This is a genomic window from Stenotrophomonas sp. WZN-1 (assembly GCF_002192255.1).
GTDB lineage: Bacteria > Pseudomonadota > Gammaproteobacteria > Xanthomonadales > Xanthomonadaceae > Stenotrophomonas.
Map to the genome: position 1 here is coordinate 3,366,683 of NZ_CP021768.1, position 17,819 is coordinate 3,384,501.

At 66.6% G+C, this 17,819-nt stretch carries 14 protein-coding genes and 1 riboswitch; of the genes, 7 read left to right on the forward strand and 7 right to left on the reverse strand.

Annotated features, from left to right (window positions below):
- Positions 1-19: 19 nt before the first annotated feature.
- From CCR98_RS15855 to CCR98_RS15865, 3 genes are read right to left on the reverse strand one after another with little or no spacing between them, the layout of a single operon-like run.
- A complete protein-coding gene (locus CCR98_RS15855; protein WP_087923357.1) occupies positions 20-1,087 on the reverse strand; it encodes a homoserine dehydrogenase in 1,068 nt (355 codons plus the stop codon).
- A complete protein-coding gene (locus CCR98_RS15860) occupies positions 1,084-2,319 on the reverse strand; it encodes an O-succinylhomoserine (thiol)-lyase (protein WP_087923359.1) in 1,236 nt (411 codons plus the stop codon). The genes CCR98_RS15855 and CCR98_RS15860 overlap by 4 nt, the downstream gene beginning before the upstream one ends.
- Positions 2,316-3,347, reverse strand: a complete 1,032-nt coding sequence (locus CCR98_RS15865; protein ID WP_087923360.1) for a homoserine O-succinyltransferase — start codon at positions 3,345-3,347, stop codon at positions 2,316-2,318. The genes CCR98_RS15860 and CCR98_RS15865 overlap by 4 nt, the downstream gene beginning before the upstream one ends.
- A gap of 77 nt (positions 3,348-3,424) precedes the next feature.
- A riboswitch (SAM riboswitch) is annotated at positions 3,425-3,543 on the reverse strand.
- A gap of 148 nt (positions 3,544-3,691) precedes the next feature.
- Here CCR98_RS15865 and CCR98_RS15870 point away from each other — a divergent pair.
- The 4 genes from CCR98_RS15870 to CCR98_RS15885 all read left to right on the forward strand — a co-directional run bounded on the left by CCR98_RS15870 (position 3,692) and on the right by CCR98_RS15885 (position 9,119).
- Entirely contained in the window at positions 3,692-4,576 is an 885-nt protein-coding gene (locus CCR98_RS15870) for a M23 family metallopeptidase (protein WP_087923361.1), read from the forward strand.
- A gap of 66 nt (positions 4,577-4,642) precedes the next feature.
- Positions 4,643-6,247 carry a peptide chain release factor 3 gene (locus CCR98_RS15875; protein WP_087923363.1) on the forward strand — a complete coding sequence of 535 codons (1,605 nt, stop codon included), beginning with the start codon at positions 4,643-4,645 and terminating at the stop codon, positions 6,245-6,247.
- A gap of 177 nt (positions 6,248-6,424) precedes the next feature.
- Positions 6,425-7,063 carry a hemolysin III family protein gene (locus CCR98_RS15880; protein WP_014038156.1) on the forward strand — a complete coding sequence of 213 codons (639 nt, stop codon included), beginning with the start codon at positions 6,425-6,427 and terminating at the stop codon, positions 7,061-7,063.
- 82 nt (positions 7,064-7,145) lie between these two features.
- Positions 7,146-9,119 carry an AsmA family protein gene (locus CCR98_RS15885; protein WP_087923364.1) on the forward strand — a complete coding sequence of 658 codons (1,974 nt, stop codon included), beginning with the start codon at positions 7,146-7,148 and terminating at the stop codon, positions 9,117-9,119.
- 492 nt (positions 9,120-9,611) lie between these two features.
- On the opposite strand, the gene CCR98_RS15890 is transcribed toward CCR98_RS15885, so the two are convergent.
- From CCR98_RS15890 to mtgA, 3 genes are read right to left on the reverse strand one after another with little or no spacing between them, the layout of a single operon-like run.
- Positions 9,612-10,043 carry a CBS domain-containing protein gene (locus tag CCR98_RS15890; RefSeq protein WP_014038158.1) on the reverse strand — a complete coding sequence of 144 codons (432 nt, stop codon included), beginning with the start codon at positions 10,041-10,043 and terminating at the stop codon, positions 9,612-9,614.
- Positions 10,003-11,022, reverse strand: coding sequence for a glycosyltransferase family 2 protein (locus CCR98_RS15895; protein ID WP_087924214.1), 1,020 nt, complete (start codon positions 11,020-11,022; stop codon positions 10,003-10,005). Before CCR98_RS15895 ends, CCR98_RS15890 begins: the two co-directional genes overlap by 41 nt.
- Before the next feature lie 57 nt (positions 11,023-11,079).
- Positions 11,080-11,829 carry a monofunctional biosynthetic peptidoglycan transglycosylase gene (mtgA, locus tag CCR98_RS15900; RefSeq protein ID WP_087923365.1) on the reverse strand — a complete coding sequence of 250 codons (750 nt, stop codon included), beginning with the start codon at positions 11,827-11,829 and terminating at the stop codon, positions 11,080-11,082.
- Positions 11,830-11,906: 77 nt separating this feature from the next.
- Between mtgA and CCR98_RS15905 the strand changes: the two genes are divergently transcribed.
- From CCR98_RS15905 to CCR98_RS15915, 3 genes are all read left to right on the forward strand, one after another.
- The gene (locus CCR98_RS15905; RefSeq protein ID WP_087923366.1) at positions 11,907-12,800 is read left to right on the forward strand and encodes an Hsp33 family molecular chaperone HslO; all 894 of its coding nucleotides are present in this window, start codon (positions 11,907-11,909) and stop codon (positions 12,798-12,800) included.
- 116 nt (positions 12,801-12,916) lie between these two features.
- Positions 12,917-13,765 (forward strand): hypothetical protein, encoded by an 849-nt coding sequence (locus CCR98_RS15910; protein ID WP_014038162.1) that lies wholly within the window; start codon positions 12,917-12,919, stop codon positions 13,763-13,765.
- A 381-nt stretch (positions 13,766-14,146) separates the two neighbouring features.
- Positions 14,147-17,023, forward strand: a complete 2,877-nt coding sequence (locus CCR98_RS15915; RefSeq protein ID WP_087923367.1) for a TonB-dependent receptor — start codon at positions 14,147-14,149, stop codon at positions 17,021-17,023.
- A gap of 140 nt (positions 17,024-17,163) precedes the next feature.
- Here CCR98_RS15915 and CCR98_RS15920 read toward each other — a convergent pair whose 3' ends face one another.
- On the reverse strand, positions 17,164-17,766 hold the full coding sequence (locus CCR98_RS15920; protein ID WP_005418411.1) for a TetR/AcrR family transcriptional regulator: 603 nt from the start codon (positions 17,764-17,766) through the stop codon (positions 17,164-17,166).
- Positions 17,767-17,819 lie beyond the last annotated feature (53 nt).

A 17,819-nucleotide genomic window follows, 5' to 3' on the forward strand; every position in this document is an offset into this window, starting at 1 on the left:
CTCTACACAAGCGATGCGATCAACCCTTGATCCGCAGCACGTCATCCAGCAACGCGGCCGCAGTGACTTCCGCGCCGGCGCCCGGTCCCTGGATCAACAACGGCTGGCGGCGGTAGCGATCGCTGTGGATGGCCACGCGGTTGTCGGTGCCCGCGCCCTGCGCCAGGGGATGATCGGCCGGCAGCTCGCGCAGGCCTACCTGCGCACCTTCATCGTCAACACGGCCAACGAAACGCAGCACGCGACCGTTGTCACGTGCCTGCTGCCAACGCGCCTGCAGCGGCGCATCCAGCTGCTCCAAGGCAGCCACGGCATCTTCCAGCGGCAACGCCGCCAGCGCATCAGGCACCAGCGAATCCACCTGCACCTGCGACGCATCCAGTGCCAGCCCGCTGCTGCGCGCCAGGATCAACAGCTTGCGGCGCACATCCTCGCCGGACAGATCCAGGCGCGGATCGGGTTCGGTGTAACCGGCCGCCAGCGCCTCGCGCACCGCCGCCGAGAACGGCGACTGGCCGTCATAGCGATGGAACAGCCACGCCAGCGAACCGGACAGCACGCCCTCGATGGCATGGATGTGATCGCCACCGGCCACCAGCGCGCGCAGGCTGCTCAACAGCGGCAGGCCGGCGCCCACCGTGGCGCTGTCGCCATAACGTGCGCCACTGTCGGCACAGCTTTCGGCAATGGCCTGCGCGCGGGCGAGCTGCGCGCCTCGGCCCAGCTTGTTGGCGGTCACCACGTGCACGCCGCGCGCCAGCCATTGCACGTGGCGGGCGGCCACGTCTTCACTGGCCGTGGCATCAACCACCACGTCGCCACGCTCCAGCCCCTCGGCACTCGCCCACGGTGGCGAACTGTGGCCATCGCGTGGTGCCCGGCGTGCCAGTTCCAAGGGCAGCGCCAGGTCGCGATCGATCTCCAGCGCCGTGCGCGAGTTGGCCAGCCACTGCACGCTGGGCAGCTCCAACCCGCGTGCCTGCAGCGCCTGGTAGCGCTGTACGAAGGCCGTACCCACCGTACCTGTACCGAGCAGTGCCAGGCGCCCCGCGCCCAGCACGGGAATGTCAGCGGCGAGCGCGCTCATGCATCCACCACCTGTTTGCGACGCGCCGCTGCATCGATCACGACTTCGGCACGCTGCAGCGCAGCGCTCAGATCGGCCAGCAGGTCACGCTCGGCCTCGATGCCGACCGACAGGCGCAGCAGGCCTTCGCTGATGCCGGCCGCCGCGCGTGCTTCGGCGGTCATCGCTGCATGGGTCATGGTGGCCGGATGCGCGATCAGGCTTTCGACGCCGCCCAGCGATTCGGCCAGGGTGAAACAGCGCAGGCCATCGACAAACGCACGCACCGCCGCATGCGGATCATCACCGGCGCAGTGCGCCAGTTCGAACGACAGCATCGCGCCGAAGCCATGCTGCTGGCGCGCGGCGATGGCGTGGCCCGGGTGATCGGCCAGGCCCGGGTAGTACACCGCGCCGACCGCCGGATGCTGGTCCAGCAGGGCAACGATCGACGCAGTGTTTTCCTGGTGCACGCGCAGGCGCGCATCCAGCGTGCGCAGGCCGCGCAGGGTCAGGAAGGCATCGAACGGCGAACCGGTCAGGCCCAGCGCATTGCCCCACCACACCAGCTGCTCGTGCAGCGCCGGATCGCGCGCGACCACCGCGCCGCCCACCACATCGCTGTGGCCATTGATGTACTTGGTGGTGGAATGCAGCACCAGGTCCGCGCCAAACGACAGCGGCTGCTGCAGCGCCGGCGACAGGAAGGTGTTGTCGACCACCACGAGTGCACCGGCCTTGTGCGCGGCATCGATCACGAAGCGCAGGTCGGTGACGCGCAGCAGCGGATTGGACGGGGTTTCCACCAGCACCAGCTTCGGTTGCGTGGCCAGCGCCTGCGCCAGTGCGCGCGGATCGGTCAGGTCGGCGGTGACCAGTTCGAAGTGGCCCTTCTTCGCCAGCGCGTTGAACAGGCGCCAGCTGCCGCCGTAGGCATCGTGCGGCACCACCAGGGTATCGCCCGGCTGCAGCAACGCGTTCAGCACCAGGTTGATCGCACCCATCCCGGTCGCGGTGATGACGCCACCGGCGCCGCCTTCCAGTTCGGCCAGCGCTTCGCCCAGCAGGTCGCGGGTGGGGTTGCCGCTGCGCGTGTAGTCGTACTGGCGCTTGTTGCCGAAGCCTTCAAAACTGAAGTTCGACGACAGCACGATCGGCGGCGTGACCGCGCCATGTGCGGTGTCCCGATCGATGCCGGCACGGACGGCGGCAGTGGTGCGACTACAGGACGGCTCGTTGGCGTGCAGGCTCATGCGGACTCTCCAGAAGTGCGGAAGGCGGTGGCGAGGATCGCGTCGATGCGATCGGTTTCTTTGAGGAAGGCGTCGTGGCCATAGGGCGAGCGCAGCACGCGCAGGCTGCCGCGCGGGCCCAGCCCTTCGACCAGGCCGACCAGGTCGGCCAGCGGCACCAGGCGGTCGCCCTCCACCGCCACCACCACGGTCGGCGGCAGGATCGCGGTGGGATCGACGCGGTGCAGGTCGATCGATTCGGACAGGCGCAGGTAGGCGGTCACCGGCGTGCGCGCGACGTACTGCGCACCGGCCGCGTCGAGATAGTCTTCGGCAGCCACGCGCACGCGGCCATTGATGACCTCCGGCGCAGCATCGAAGCGCTCGCCGAACTCTTCCGGCGTGCGGTAGCTGAGCATGGCGAACTGCCGGGCCAACGCCAGCCCGTGGTCTTCACCGCACTGCAGCTGGCCCAGCGCAACCGCACGGCGTTGCAGTGCGCGCCAGGCGGCGGCATACGGATGCGGGCGATGTGCACCGCTGGCCAGCACCAGCTGGCGCACGCGGGCACGGTGGCGGATCGCAAACTGCTGGCCGACCAGCGCGCCATAGGAGTAGCCCACGAATGCCTTCAGCGCGCGGATGCCGAGGTGGTCCAGCAGCAGCGCCAATGCATCGGCCTGGTCGGCGGTATCGATCGGCACATCCAGTGCACCGTCGGCACCGATGAAATCGAAGGCCAGCACCCGCAACTGCTGCGGATCCAGCGCGCGCCCGCTGCCCACCAGGTCTTCGGCCCAGCCCTTCTCGCTGAACTGTGCGTTGGACGCCACATGGCGGTGGGCGGAAATGCCACCGGCCAGCACCACCACCGGTGCACTGGCCGGGCCGACCCACTCATAGCGCAGGCGCACCGGGCTGAGGCCGGCGTGGCGCATCGACAGCACCGCGGCGAACTCACCGCGCTCGGCATGCACGCAGTCTTCGACCGACACGCTGACGGGGACAAAGGGTTCGGGGCGATGCGCGGTACTGGCGGCGAAACTCATGGCGGGATCCGGTTGGGGAATCGGCCATCGAGCCTTCGCGGGGCCCGCGTTCGAGATGCACGTGTGGTGCATGGTTCGAACCATCTTTCGGTGGACGCCACGGTCCCCGCAGGATTTGGCACCTACGCAGACGCTTGCGCGCCTGCGGGCTGCCCCGGCTTCAAAGGGCCTGTCCCTCTGCCGGTCTCGATGGTGGGGCCACGATGCCAGCCCTTTTCCGCACTGTCAATCCCTTCATGCGGATAAAGCGATGAATATTTTTGGAGCCGCTATGCGAAGGCCGTCCCGGTCGTCCCGTTCAGGATCAGCTACAGTCCCGGCGGTCCTTTTCGCTGGAAACGCTGATGCCGCGCCTGCCCCTGTCCTGCCTGCTGTTGACTCTGCTGGCGAGCGCGACCGCACACGCCGGCGACTGGCGCCAGGGCTGGGGACTGGTTTCCTCGCCTGCCCCGGCAACCCGTGCAGGCAGCGCCGAGGGGCCCCCCCCCATGGCCCGGCTGCGCCTGCAAGCGGTCGGCGGGCAATGGCAGGCCCGGATCGATAACGGGCTGGCAGGGCCGCTGCAGATCCAGCTGCGCGCCGCCCCCGGACACCCGGTCGAAGGCCTGCCGGTCGAGTCGCTGATCCAAGGCGACAGCAGCCTGGTGGTCGGCCACCTGCCCGCCCCGAACGATGGCCGCATGCTCGATCTGCGCCTGCAGTCGGTGCCGGGCAACCCGGCCGCACAGGCCGAAGATGTCGCCTACCGCCTGCCGTTCGACGCGGCCCGCCTGCGCGTGGACCAGGCGCCGCAGGGACGCTTCAGCCATGACGACGAGGAGAACCGCGACGCGGTCGACTTCGCGCTGCCGGAGGGCACCCTGGTGCTGGCCGCGCGCGAGGGCACGGTGATGCAGATCCAGGATGGCTTCCGTGGCAACGGCCAGGACCGCGAGCGCGATGGTGCCCGCGCCAACTTCATCCGCGTGCTGCACAGCGACGGCAGCATGGCCCTGTACGGCCACCTGCAGGCCGGCGGCATGCGCGTGCGCCGCGGCCAGGCGATAGGGGCCGGACAGCCGATTGGCCTGTCCGGCAACAGCGGCTACAGCAGTGCCCCGCACCTGCACTTCGTGGTGCAGGTCAACCGCGGCATGGGCCTGCGTTCGGTGCCGGTGCGCATCTTCGCCGAGCAGGGGCAGCTGCAGTTCGCCCGCCAGGGCGACCCCAACGGCGGTACCGGGCGCTGACCGGCCCCGGCCGGTATAATCGGGCGCTTATCTCTTTGAAAAGCGCCCCGGGCGGGCGCCACTGCCATGTCCGAAGTCGCCAACGAAGCGTCGCGTCGCCGCACCTTCGCCATCATTTCCCACCCTGACGCCGGCAAGACCACGCTGACCGAAAAGCTGCTGCTGTTCGGAGGCGCGATCCAGATGGCCGGTTCGGTCAAGGGCCGCAAGGCCGCCCGCCACGCCACGTCCGACTGGATGGCGCTGGAAAAGGAACGCGGCATCTCCGTCACCTCCTCGGTGATGCAGTTCCCGTACGAAGGCAAGATCGTCAACCTGCTCGACACCCCTGGCCACGCCGACTTCGGCGAGGACACCTACCGCGTGCTGACTGCGGTGGACTCGGCGCTGATGGTGATCGACGTGGCCAAGGGCGTGGAAGAGCGCACCATCAAGCTGATGGAAGTCTGCCGCCTGCGCGACACCCCGATCATGACCTTCATCAACAAGCTCGACCGCGAGGGCAAGGACCCGATCGAGCTGCTGGATGAAGTGGAAACCGTGCTCGGCGTCCAGTGCGCGCCGGTGACCTGGCCGATCGGCATGGGCCAGCGCCTGAAGGGCGTGGTCCACCTGCTGACCGGCGAAGTGCACCTGTACGAACCGGGCCGCAACTTCACCCGCCAGGACTCGACCATCTTCCCGTCCATCGATGCCCCCGGCCTGGCCGAGAAGATCGGTGCACAGATGCTGGCCGACCTGCGCGACGAGCTGGAACTGGTGCAGGGCGCCAGCCATCCGTTCGACCTGGATGCCTACCGCGCCGGCAAGCAGACCCCGGTGTTCTTCGGTTCCGGCGTGAACAACTTCGGCGTGCAGCCGCTGCTGGACTTCTTCGTCGAGCATGCTCCGTCGCCGCAGGCACGCTCCACCACCGGCCGCGAGATCGCCCCGGAGGAAAACAAGCTGACCGGCTTCGTGTTCAAGATCCAGGCCAACATGGACCCGCAGCACCGCGACCGCGTGGCCTTCATGCGGGTCTGCTCGGGCCGCTTCAGCGCCGGCATGAAGACCTTCCACGTGCGCACCGGCAAGGACATGAAGCTGGCCAACGCGCTGACCTTCATGGCCAGCGACCGCGAAATCGCCGCCGAGGCGTGGCCGGGCGATGTGATCGGTATCCACAACCACGGCACCATCTCCATCGGCGACACCTTCACCGAAGGCGAAGCGGTGACCTTCACCGGCATCCCCAACTTTGCCCCGGAACTGTTCCGCCGCGCCCGCCTGCGCGATCCGCTCAAGCTCAAGCAGTTGCAGAAGGGCCTGGCCCAGTTGTCCGAGGAAGGCGCGACCCAGTTCTTCCGCCCACTCACCAGCAACGACCTGATCCTGGGTGCGGTCGGCGTGCTGCAGTTCGACGTGGCCGCCTACCGCCTGAAGGACGAATACGGCGTGGAAGCCACCTTCGAGCCGGTCAGCGTGACCACTGCGCGTTGGGTCCACTGCAGCAACGAGAAGAAGCTGGAAGAGTTCCGCGAGAAGAACGCGCTCAACCTGGCGCTGGATGCGGCCGGCCACCTGGTCTACCTGGCACCGACCCGGGTCAACCTGCAACTGGCCCAGGAACGCTCGCCGGACGTGCGCTTCTCGGCCACCCGCGAAGCGGCACATACCGTTTCGGTGGGCTGATGCCACGGGGTCGGATCCCTTTCCGGCAGGAAAGGGCTCTGACCCTGGCCGTCGCGGGCGGTTCATCCACGCAACACAGGGATTCACCGACCATACGGTGACGGGCGTGCACATGTCGCCCATCGCGGCGATGATAGGGGGGTGCGGGTCCCCCTCCCCGCGAACGATGCCTACGTCATGTCCACGACTTCCGTTGCTTCGATCCGCGAAGAAATCGCCAGCGCCCTGACCCACGGCCTCGGTGCCGTGTTCGCCCTGGGTGCCGGCGCTGTGCTGATCACCCTGGCCGCCATCTACAGCGATGGCTGGCAGCTGGCCGGTGCCATCGTGTTCGGCATCGCGCTGCTGCTGCTGTACACCGCCTCCACCCTCTACCACGCCATCCAGCACCCGGTCGCCAAGGGGCGGCTCAAGGTGTTCGACCACTGCGCGATCTACGTGCTGATCGCCGGCACCTACACCCCATTCACCCTGATCGGCCTGCGCGGCCCGTGGGGCTGGGGCCTGTTCGCCGCGATCTGGACCCTGGCCCTGGCCGGCGTGGTGTTCAAGCTGTTCTACACCGGCCGTTTCAAGCGCCTGTCCACCGCCATCTACGTCGCCATGGGCTGGCTGGTGATCGTCGCGGTCAAGCCGATGCTGGCCTCGATCGACGGCTGGACGCTGGGCTGGCTGCTGGCCGGCGGCCTGTCGTACACGCTGGGCACCTATTTCTACCACCGTGAATCGATCCCCTACTCGCATGCCATCTGGCACCTGTTCGTGATCGGTGGCAGCGTCTGTCACTTCGTCGCGGTCACCATGCAGGTGCTGTAGCACCGGCCCGCGCGTGGCGTGTGCACGCCACGCACATGGACGCTTCGCGCCCCGTCCACGATGAGGGGGCAACCATGGCAGCGTGAATGCTGCCGCCTCCCCTGCTGCAAAGCGCACGTCCCGCTGGCGCCTCCGCCGCCCCGGCCCACGAGGCCGGCGCTGGCTGACGCTGCTGATCTTCCTGCTGGCGGCGATCCTGGTACTGATCGCGCTGTGGGACTGGAACTGGTTCAAGGGCCCGGTTGAGCGTGCGGTGCAGGCCCGTACTGGCCGTGCGCTGCACATCGGCCACCTGGATGTCGACCTCGGCCGCACCAGTACGATCCGTGCCGATGCGATCACCTTCGCCAATGCAGGCTGGGCGAAGCAGCCGGACATGGCCAGCGCCGACCGCGTCGAGATCGACCTGCGGGTCTGGCCCCTGCTGCGCGGCAGCGTCCAGCTGCCCGAAGTGCGCCTGACCCGGCCGGACGTGCTGCTGGAAACCGCCCCGCGCAAGGGCGAACCGGGCAACTGGGATTTCCTCGGTGACCGCGCCGGCGGGGCAAGCCTCCAGCTCAAACGGTTGCGCATCGATGACGGTCGCCTGCAGTTCCTCGATGCGCTCGGACGCACCGATATCCGCGTGGACGTGCGCAGCGGGCAGCCGAAGCAGGCCGACGCCGCGCCACCGCTGCTGGTGCAGGGCAAGGGACACTGGCAGGGTAATCCATTCACCCTGCGCGGCGGCACTGAATCACCGCTGGAGCTGACCGACAGCGACCACCCGTTCCGCATCCACCTCGACGGCCGCGCCGGCGCCACTCACGCCGTCGCCAGCGGCACATTGACCAACCCCTTCCAGCTGCGCGTGTTCGACCTGCAGTTCGCGCTCAGCGGCCAGGACCTGGCCGACCTCTACCCCTTGCTCGGCATCGCCATTCCGCCGTCCCCGCCCTACGCGTTGAATGGTCGGCTCAAGCGTGACCACAACCTCTGGCGTTACGAGCAGTTCACCGGCAAGGTCGGCGACAGCGACCTAGGTGGCAACCTGCAGTTCGAAGTGGGCGGCGCGCGCCCGCGGCTGACCGCTACGCTGGAATCCAAACGCCTGGACTTCGACGATCTGGCCGGCTTTATCGGCGCCCCACCAAAGACTGGTGGCGGTGAAACCGCGAACGCAGAACAGAAAGCAGAAGCTGCGCGCATCACCGCAAGCGCGCGGGTATTGCCCGATACCCCCTACAACCTCGGCAAACTGCGTGCGATGGATGCCGACGTGCGCTGGAAGGCGCATCGCATCAACGCACCCTCGCTGCCGCTTGACGACATGGATGCACACCTGTTGCTGGATGACGGCGTGCTGCGGCTGGACCCGCTGAACTTCGGCGTCGCCGGCGGCGATATCCGCAGCACGATCCGCATGGACGCGCGCCACCCGCAGATCAGCACCGCGCTGAAGGCCAGCGTGCGCGGCGTGCAGTTGGGCCAGCTGTTCCCCGACGCGAAGCTGGCCGAGCAGGCCAAGGGCGGCATCGGCGGCGAAGTGGACCTGAGTGGCCGTGGCAATTCGATCGCCGCGATGCTCGGCAGCAGCAACGGCAAGGTCGGCCTGGCGATGGGCCGCGGCCATGTCGGCAACCTGGTGATGGAGCTGGCCGGCCTGGACATCACCGAGTCGCTGAAATTCCTGGTGACCGGCGACAAGCAGATCCCCCTGCGCTGCGCCTTCGCCGACTTCGGCGTGCGCGACGGCCTGATGACCAGCCAGGCGCTGGCGGTGGATACCACCGACACGATCCTCATCGGCGAAGGCACGGTCAGCCTGCGCGATGAGACCCTGGACCTGCTGTTGAAGCCACGCCCGAAGGACAGGAGCATCCTGGTACTGCGCTCGCCGTTGCACATCGCCGGCACCTTCAAGGACCCGTCATTCCGCCCTGACTTCAAGGCGCTGGGCATCCGCGGCGCGGTGGCCCTGGCACTGGGCAGCATCGCCCCGCCGGCGGCGTTGCTGGCGACCATCGAACTGGGGCCGGGCAAGGACGCCGACTGCGGTGGGCAGTATGCGAAGTAGGAGCGGGTGTTCGCGGCGCTTGGATTGATCGTGGTTTGAGGGGGACGGGTGACAATTTCCTGCGCGCGCGGAACGAGAGCGGAAATTCAAAGTCAAAAGAAAAAAGCAAAGTCAAAAGCTGTTGCCAACCAAGGTTGGCAGCTACCAAAGGCAGTCAACCGACGCTGCAATCCACCGCACTCGCGGGACGAGTCCAGAGGCGGAGAGGGTATGGCCGTGCAGCACCGTTGGCGCCATGGGCCCGAGGCATGCCTCGGGCGGGTTGGGCAGGACGCCCAACCCAGGTCTTGCCGTGTGCGCAGGACAGCGCACACGAGCAAGGCGCCATCGAGCCCCCATGGATGGGTTTACGGCGTGTCCTGCACGGCCATGCCCTCCGCCTGCCGACGTATCAGATAGGCGCTGCTTTGGCTTTGGCTTTGGCTTTGGCTTTGCCTTTGGCTTTGAGCTTCAAAAAGCGGGCCGGCGGGCCGCAGGCCCGCCAGCAACACCTCACCCTGCCACGATGTACTGCTGCAGCTGATCCAGCTCCCGCCGCTGCGCATCGATCACCGACTTCACCAGGTCGCCGATGGAGATCACACCCAGCACCTGCGCGCCCTCGACCACCGGCAGGTGGCGGATGCGGTAGTCAGTCACCAGTTGCAGGCAGTGCTCCACCTTCTCGCCCGGCGACACGGTTACCACCTGCGCCGTCATGATCTCCGCCACCGCGGTATCGCGCGACGAACGATCACGCAGCACGATCTTGCGCGCGTAATCACGCTCGGACAGGATCCCGACCAGCCGCGGCCCGTCCATCACCAGCACCGCACCGATGCCCTTTTCCGCCATCAACCGGATCGCATCGATCACCGCCGCATCCGGCGCGACCGCATGTACTTCAGGAGACTTGCCGTCCAACAGTTGCCGTACCGTCGTCATCTGCCTGCCCTCCGAGGGTGGGTTGCAGGGCCGAGTCTGCCACGGCGGATGCTAGCCACGCGTCAACCAGGTACAACGGCCGCTGCTTGGACTCTTCGTACAGCCGCCCCAGGTACTCACCGATCAGGCCCAGCGCGATCAGCTGCACCCCGCCAAGGAACAGGATCACCGCCATCATCGTCGGCCAGCCCGCCACCCGGTCGCCATACAGCGCCGCCTTCGCGATCACCCACAGGCCGAACACGAACGCGACTGCTGCGGTTGCCAGGCCCAGGTAGGTGGCGGTCCGCAGCGGCACGGTCGAGAAGCCGGTGATGCCTTCGAGGGCGAAATTCCACAGCCGCCACAGGCTGAACTTGCTGGTGCCGGCCACGCGCGCGTGGCGGTGATAGGGCACGGCAATCCGTTTGAAGCCTACCCAGCTGAAAAGCCCTTTCATGAAGCGGTGGCGCTCACGCATCCCGCGCAGGGCGCTCAGCGCGCGCGGCGACAGCAGGCGGAAATCTCCGGTATCGGCCGGAATCGGCGTACGCGACAGGCGGCCCATCACCCGATAGAACATCGCTGCCGTGGCGCGCTTGATCCAGGACTCGCCATCGCGGGCCATGCGCGTGCCGTACACGTTGTCATGGCCCTCGCGCCAGCGGGCGACGAACTGCGGCACCAGCTCCGGCGGGTCCTGGCCGTCGGCATCGAGGATCATCGCTGCCCCCTCGTGCACCAGATCCAGGCCTGCGGTCAGCGCCGCCTCCTTGCCGAAGTTGCGCGACAGTTTCAGCGCCGACACGCGCGCATCGGCCTGGGCCAGCCCCGCGATCACCTCCCATGTGCGGTCATGACTGCCGTCATCCACATAGAGGATGTGGCCGTCGATGTCGGGCATGCCGTCCAGCACCGCGCACAGCCGTGGATGCAGCAGCGGCAGTGCCAGGGCCTCGTTGTAGGCGGCGATGACGAAAGTAAGGCGTTCGCGGTTCATGCCCGGATTGTACGTTGCCTGCAGGCGCATGGCCCGCCGCCCCGAGGGCATCTGCCCTCAATCTTCCGACAGGTATGACGCGCCACCCAGCTGGCGTGCCTGGCGCTGGATCCATGCCGCGCGCCGCTGCACATACGGCCCTGGTTTTGCCGCGTTGTAGCGCCTCGGTGCCGGCAGTACCGCCGCCAGTCGCGCGCTCTCGGCCGGACTCAGCCGGGCCGCGTCCTTGCCCCAGAATTTCCGGGCTGCCGCCTGCGCGCCGTACACACCATCACCGAACTCGGCGATGTTGGCGTACATCTCCAGGATGCGCTCCTTCGGCCACAGCGCCTCGATCAGCACCGTGTACCAGACCTCCAGGCCCTTGCGGATCCAGCTGCGGCCCTGCCACAGGAACAGGTTCTTGGCCACCTGCTGGCTGATCGTGCTGGCGCCGCGCAGGCGCCCGCCCCTGGCATTGTGGTCGCGGGCCTTTTCGATGGCCTGCAGGTCGAAGCCATTGTGGTCGGGGAAGCGCTGGTCCTCGGCCGCCACCAGCGAGATGGGCAGGCTCGGGGCCATCTGGTCGAGGTCGCGCCACTGGTAATGCAGCCGATAGGACCAGTCGGCCTCGCCCAGCGCCTCGCCATAGCGCCACAGCATCACCATGGACACCGGCGGGTCGATGAACCGCAGCACCAGCACCTGCAGACAGCTGAAGGCGGCCAGCAGCACCGGCAGCCACAGCAGCCGCTTCCAGCGCCAGCGCCGCCGGCGCGGCGTGGCGACCACTGCCTCTACCTTGTGCTGCTCTCCCGCTGCCCCCATTACTGGTGCATCCTTCTTCTGTCTGGTTGTCGGCGCATTATCCGGCAACCGCCCCCGTTTACGCGCGATGTGAGCCGATGACCGCCAACTCCGATTCCCTGATCCGTTTCCTGCTTCCCGACGCCGGCGTCCGCGGCGTGCATGTGCACCTGCAGGCCACCTGGCAGGAAATCCTGTCCCACGCCGCATACCCGGACGCCGCTGCCGAGCTGCTCGGCGAGGCCTGTGTCGCCTCGGCACTGTTCACCGGCCACACCAAGATCGACGGCCGCCTGTCGGTGCAGCTGCGCAGCAGCACTGCCCTGCGCACCCTGTTTGCCGAATGCACCGCCGCCGGCACCCTGCGCGGCATCGCCCAGCTCAGCGAGGGCGCCGACGCGCCGCGTGACCTGTCCAGCCTCGGCGAGGATGCCATCCTCGCCATCACCATCGAGAACCCTGGCCTCGACCCGCGCGAGCCGCAGCGCTACCAGAGCCTGGTCGCGCTGACCGCGCCGGAACTGGACGAAGCCTTCGAGGACTACTTCCGCCAGTCGGAGCAGCTGCCGACCCGCCTGCTGCTGGCGGCCGACCGCAAGGGTGCCGCTGGCCTGCTGCTGCAGAAGCTGCCGGGCGACGAAGGCGACGAGGATGGCTGGGCCCGTGCCAGCGCCCTGTTCGAGACCCTGGGCAAGGCCGAACTGCTGGCCACCCCGGCCGAGCAGCTGCTGCACCGCCTGTTCCACGAGGAGCGACCGGAAATGCTGGGCGACAAGCCGCTGTCCTTCGCCTGCTCCTGCTCGCGCGAGCGGGTGGCCGGCATGCTGCAGTCGCTGGGGGAAGAGGAGGCCCGTGCGGCCGCCGAGGACACCGGCGCCGTCGAGGTGCGTTGCGAATTCTGCGGGCGTGAGTATCACTTTCCATTGACGGAGTTCGGCATACTGTTCCACGGCGCCCAGGGGGCTGTACCGGCGCCTGAACGACTTCAGTAAACGGCAGTCTTGTACCTGGGGAGGATCAAGGCTTGTTAAGAATTCATAAACACCCTAGGATCAGGTTCCCGTCCCCACGGGAACTTCCGTTGTCCGTCCCTGTCTGAACTGGTCCGATGCGTACCTACCTGCGTCTACCGCTGGCCCTGCTGATCGCCCTTGGCGCGATCACGGGCGTGCATGCGCAGAGCAAGGACACCCGCACCGTCCTGCCGGTATGGAACAAGGGGAGTGGCAAGGTCGAGGCGCTGCTGTACCTGGAGCCGACCGGTGAACAGGCAGCCGGCGCCCGCTGGCATTTCGGCCGCAATTCGCTGGACGCGGCCTTTGGCCTGTCCTCCGGCGATTCGCTGGGCCTGCTCTGCAACAGCAGCAGCGGTACCAGCATCAGCGGCCTGGCCAGCCATTGCATGCTGGCCAGCCTGGGCGACGAGGATGATCTGAACAGCCGTCGTTTCAGCGGTACCGCCGCGCTGAACCGCGGCAACAGCCGCCTGGGCATCACCGCCGGCACCGGCCGTGAAACCCTGCCCGCCTGGTTGTCTGGCCCGAACAAGACGCCCTCGCTGCGCGCCGAGCAGAACGATCTGACCGTGTTCGCGCAGAAGAACATCGGTCGCGAAGGCTTCGTCTCCATTGCCGGTACCTATGCCAAGGCGCGCCTGGTTCCGCTGGCCGACGCCTCGCCGGCCATCGTCGATCGCTGGGACAGCAAGAGCCTGAGCATCGGCGCCGGTTACGGCAACTTCACCGGCAGCATCATCGGCCGCGTGGTCGACGTCCCGGGCAAGCCCGGCAAGTGGGAAGGCCTGGGCATCGGCCTGACCTGGCGTACCCCGTGGTCCGGCCAGCTCACCGTCGGTGCCGAGAATGTGATCAGCCGCGGCAAGAATCCGTTCTCCCCGCGCAACGAAAGCAACGACGACGGCACCGTGCCGTATGTGCGCTACGAACAGGATCTCTGATCCGCTCACGCCGCTTCCGCAACGATTCCCGAAGGCGCCGTAAGGCGCCTTTTGCATATGCGTGCCTGCCACCGACCAATGGAAGCGATATCGCCGCAGGGTGATGAAATAGAACGCGTTGACATAGTGAGATACATATCAATCGAAACTTTTTTCATCATTCTGCGTTAACAAACGAGGCATAACGACATGACCATGCCAGCAACCTGTTGATTGGAATGACAAAAGCATGTTTTTACCAAAATCACAGACTTCATTAACACAGCTTTAATTCTTGGCGAGCGCCCGTTACTATCGGGTCAGCCTCGCGATTTGGGAGCGCTTTTTCGCTCCCCCGCCGGGCATTAACCCCAGCCAAGATTTCTTGGAGAGAGAGAGCCAATGAAACTCAAGTCCAGCCAGCTGCGTGACGCAGTTGTGATCGCGCTTGTCGCCGGTGCCACCACCGCGACGGCCCACGCCCAGGAAGCCACCAACCTCGACCGTATCGAGGTCACCGGTTCGCGCATCCGTCAGGTCGATACCGAAACCGCCCAGCCCGTCCTGAGCATCAGCCGTGCTTCGATCGAGAAGAGCGGCTTCAAGACGGTTGCCGACGTCCTGCAGAACATCGCTGCCGCCGGCAGCCCGGCCATCAGCCGTTCCGAGCCGCTGTCCTCCGGTGAAGCCGTCGGTGGCTTCTACATCGACCTGCGCAACCTCGGTGCCGAGCGCACCCTGGTGCTGGTCGACGGCAAGCGCCTCGGCGCCAGCGTCAGCGGCCTGCAGGACGTGTCGCAGATCCCGTCGGCCATCGTCGAGCGCATCGACGTGCTGAAGGACGGCGCCTCGTCGATCTACGGCTCCGACGCGATCGCCGGCGTGATCAACATCATCACCCGCAAGAACTTCCAGGGCCTGGAAGCCAACGCCTACGTCGGCCAGTACGGCGAAGGCGACGGCCAGAAGACCAGCTACGACTTCGTGGCCGGCTTCACCGGTGACCGTGGCTCGATCACCATCGGCGCCGAGTACGCCGAAGAAAAGGAAGTGTGGGCCAAGGACCGCTGGTTCAGCCGTTATCCGCGCACCACCTTCCACCCGGCCCAGAACTGGAGCCCGGTCAGCCAGTGGGGCACCATCATCGATCCGGACACCGATGACTGGCTGGTGCTGAATCGCGGTGGCGATTACCGCGACGTCAACCAGTACCACGACCAGGACTTCGCCGGCATCACCGGTGACACCAGCAACTCCAATACGCAGATGCACCTGCTGACGCCGACCAAGCGTCGCTCGGTGTTCGCCAACGTGCAGTACGACCTGACCGACAACATCCGCTTCGTCTCCGACCTGCTGTACACCCGTCGTGAGTCGCAGGCCCAGGTCGCCGGCTATCCGTTGCAGTCCGCGTCGTATGAGCGCCTGGGTGCCAAGTGGGACGCCGACAGCTACTACAACCCCTTCGGCAAGGACATGGGCTTCATGCGCCGTGGCTGGGAAGTGCCGCGCCTGTCGACCAACAAGCTGACCACCTTCCGCTTCACCGGCGCCCTGCAGGGCAGCTTCCAGTTCAATGACAAGTACTTCGACTGGGAAGCCGGCTACATCTACCAGAACTCGGAGAACCAGCAGAGCCAGACCGGCAACTACAACGTGCTGGCGGTCAATGCCGCCACCGGTCCGTCGTTCTTCAACCCGGCCACCGGCCGCGTCGAGTGCGGCACCGCCGCAGGCCTGGTCGACGGTTCCAATCCGATCTACGGCCCGGGCGCCGGCGGCTGCCTGCCGTGGAACCCGGCCATTCCGTACGGCCGTACCGGTGACGGTGGCCTGACCGGCAACCCGGATCTGCAGCAGTTCCTGTTCCCGACCACCAAGAACACCGGTGAAGTCACCACCAAGACCTACTACGCGAACATCGCCGGCAGCCTGTTCACCCTGCCCGCCGGCGACCTGGGCTTCGCGCTGGGTTACGAGTACCGCGAAGACAAGGGCTCGTACAATCCGGACGCCCTGTCGCAGACCGGCTACTCGACCGACCTGGCCGCCGGCCCGACCGGTGGTGGCTACAACGTCAACGAAGTGTATCTGGAGCTGAATGTTCCGATCCTGGCCGACCTGCCGGGTGCCAAGGAACTGAGCTTCAACGCCGCGACGCGCTACTCGAAGTACAACACCTTCGGCAACACCACCAACAACAAGTTCGGCCTGAAGTGGAAGCCGATCGACCAGTTGCTGGTGCGTGCGACCTACGCCGAAGGCTTCCGTGCGCCGACCATCGACAATCTGTACGGTGGCAGCTCGCAGACCTTCGCGTACTTCACCGATCCGTGCGACACCTCGTTCGGCTCAACTGATCAGCCGGGTGTCGCGGCCCGTTGTGCCGCGGCCATCGGCCCGACCGCCAGCACCTTCCGCCAGCTGCGCCAGGGCTATGTGCCGGCCAGCGGTCCGGATGAGCAGACGCCGGATCCGTTCAATGCCGTCTCCAATCCTGACCTGACCCCGGAGAAGTCGAAGTCCAAGACCGTCGGCCTGGTGTGGAGCCCGACCTTCGCCCAGGGCCTGAACATGAGCCTGGACTGGTGGAACATCAAGATCACCAACACCATCGTCGTTGACAGCCCGGATGACCAGTTGAACGACTGCTACGTACTCGGCATCGCCGAGCGCTGCAACTCGTTCACCCGTGATCCGAACCGTCACAACGTGACCAACCTGACCTACGCCCCGCGTAACGCCGGTTACCAGGAAACCGAAGGCTTCGACTTCGACGTGGCATACCGCTTCGAGACCGACAGCTGGGGTACCTTCAACGCCAACCTGCAGAACAGCTACGTTACCAAGAACGTGTTGAAGACCACCAACGCGCAGCAGGTGCCGGTGTCGATCCTCAACGGCTTCGGCAGCAACTTCCGCCTGCGTTCGAACCTGGTGCTGGGCTGGGAGCGTGGCGACTGGGGCGTGACCTGGGGCACCCGTTACTTCTCCAGCGTCAAGGAGCGTTGCTACTACAGCGACGAGTGCAGCCTGCCGGACTTCGGTTCGCCGGATCCGGTGCGCGACCAGGCGATGAACAAGCGTGGTTCGACCATGTTCCACGACGTCCAGGTCTCCTGGAACGCACCGTGGAATGCGACCATCGCCGTCGGTGCGCGCAACGTGTTCGACCACTACGGCCCGCAGATGTACTCGGCACCGAACTCGCAGTTCTCCTACTACGGTGGCTACGACATCGGTCGCTTCATGTACATGCAGTACAAGCAGAAGTTCTGATCGGCAGTCTGATCAGCTGATGCAGCAACGGCCCCGCAAGGGGCCGTTGTTCTTTGTACGCCATGGAAGGAGGCTGGCCGACGCGCAAAAAAAAGGCCGCGGCATCGCCGCGGCCTTGCTTCGGCATCATTCCCGGGCGCTCATCCGTTCGGAATCAGCGTCTCGATCAGATGCTCGACGTACGCTTCGAAATCCTCGCGCGCCTGCTTGGGCTGCTGCAGCTGCAACGACAACTGCAGGAAGCCGACGTAGGCGGCATAGGCCAGGCGCGCGCGATGGCGTGCATCGGTCGAGCTGAGCCCGGCCTGGCGGAACGAGGCGACCAGATAATCGAGGCGGCGCTGCGAGACGCGGTCGATCACCGGCCGCACCATCGGATGGTCCAACGCCTTCAGCAGCTCGCTGTAGATGATGTGCGGCTGCACTTCATGCGCCACCATCTGGAACAGCTGGCGCAGGCGCACGCGCGGATCCGGCACGTCTTCCAGGCTGCCGAACACCTGTTCCTGTTCGAACAGTTCCCAGCGCTCCAGCGCCGCCTGCAGCAATGCATCGCGCGAAGGGAAATGCCAGTAGAAACTGCCCTTGGTGACACCAAGCCGCCGTGCCAGCGGCTCCACCGCGACGGCGCCGACACCTTGTTCAGCAATCAGATCGAGGGCCGCCTGGGCCCAGTCTTCGGCACTCAGGCGGCTGTTGCGGCCGGCGCGCGGTTCGCCGGCGGAAGCGTCAGGTTGATTCATGGGCTGATTTAACCATACGCCGGGGTTCGTTGCAGTACGCGGTTGCGGTCGAA

What these genes read in the sequence shown, in the direction of transcription:
- CCR98_RS15875 (WP_087923363.1), top strand. Translation starts at nt 4,643, where the DNA reads ATGTCCGAAGTCGCCAACGAAGCGTCGCGTCGCCGCACCTTCGCCATC.
- CCR98_RS15920 (WP_005418411.1), bottom strand. Translation starts at nt 17,766, where the DNA reads ATGAATCAACCTGACGCTTCCGCCGGCGAACCGCGCGCCGGCCGCAAC.
- CCR98_RS15905 (WP_087923366.1), top strand. Translation starts at nt 11,907, where the DNA reads ATGACCGCCAACTCCGATTCCCTGATCCGTTTCCTGCTTCCCGACGCC.
- CCR98_RS15865 (WP_087923360.1), bottom strand. Translation starts at nt 3,347, where the DNA reads ATGAGTTTCGCCGCCAGTACCGCGCATCGCCCCGAACCCTTTGTCCCC.
- CCR98_RS15860 (WP_087923359.1), bottom strand. Translation starts at nt 2,319, where the DNA reads ATGAGCCTGCACGCCAACGAGCCGTCCTGTAGTCGCACCACTGCCGCC.
- CCR98_RS15915 (WP_087923367.1), top strand. Translation starts at nt 14,147, where the DNA reads ATGAAACTCAAGTCCAGCCAGCTGCGTGACGCAGTTGTGATCGCGCTT.
- CCR98_RS15880 (WP_014038156.1), top strand. Translation starts at nt 6,425, where the DNA reads ATGTCCACGACTTCCGTTGCTTCGATCCGCGAAGAAATCGCCAGCGCC.
- CCR98_RS15910 (WP_014038162.1), top strand. Translation starts at nt 12,917, where the DNA reads ATGCGTACCTACCTGCGTCTACCGCTGGCCCTGCTGATCGCCCTTGGC.
- mtgA (WP_087923365.1), bottom strand. Translation starts at nt 11,829, where the DNA reads ATGGGGGCAGCGGGAGAGCAGCACAAGGTAGAGGCAGTGGTCGCCACG.
- CCR98_RS15890 (WP_014038158.1), bottom strand. Translation starts at nt 10,043, where the DNA reads ATGACGACGGTACGGCAACTGTTGGACGGCAAGTCTCCTGAAGTACAT.
- CCR98_RS15855 (WP_087923357.1), bottom strand. Translation starts at nt 1,087, where the DNA reads ATGAGCGCGCTCGCCGCTGACATTCCCGTGCTGGGCGCGGGGCGCCTG.
- CCR98_RS15895 (WP_087924214.1), bottom strand. Translation starts at nt 11,022, where the DNA reads ATGAACCGCGAACGCCTTACTTTCGTCATCGCCGCCTACAACGAGGCC.
- CCR98_RS15870 (WP_087923361.1), top strand. Translation starts at nt 3,692, where the DNA reads ATGCCGCGCCTGCCCCTGTCCTGCCTGCTGTTGACTCTGCTGGCGAGC.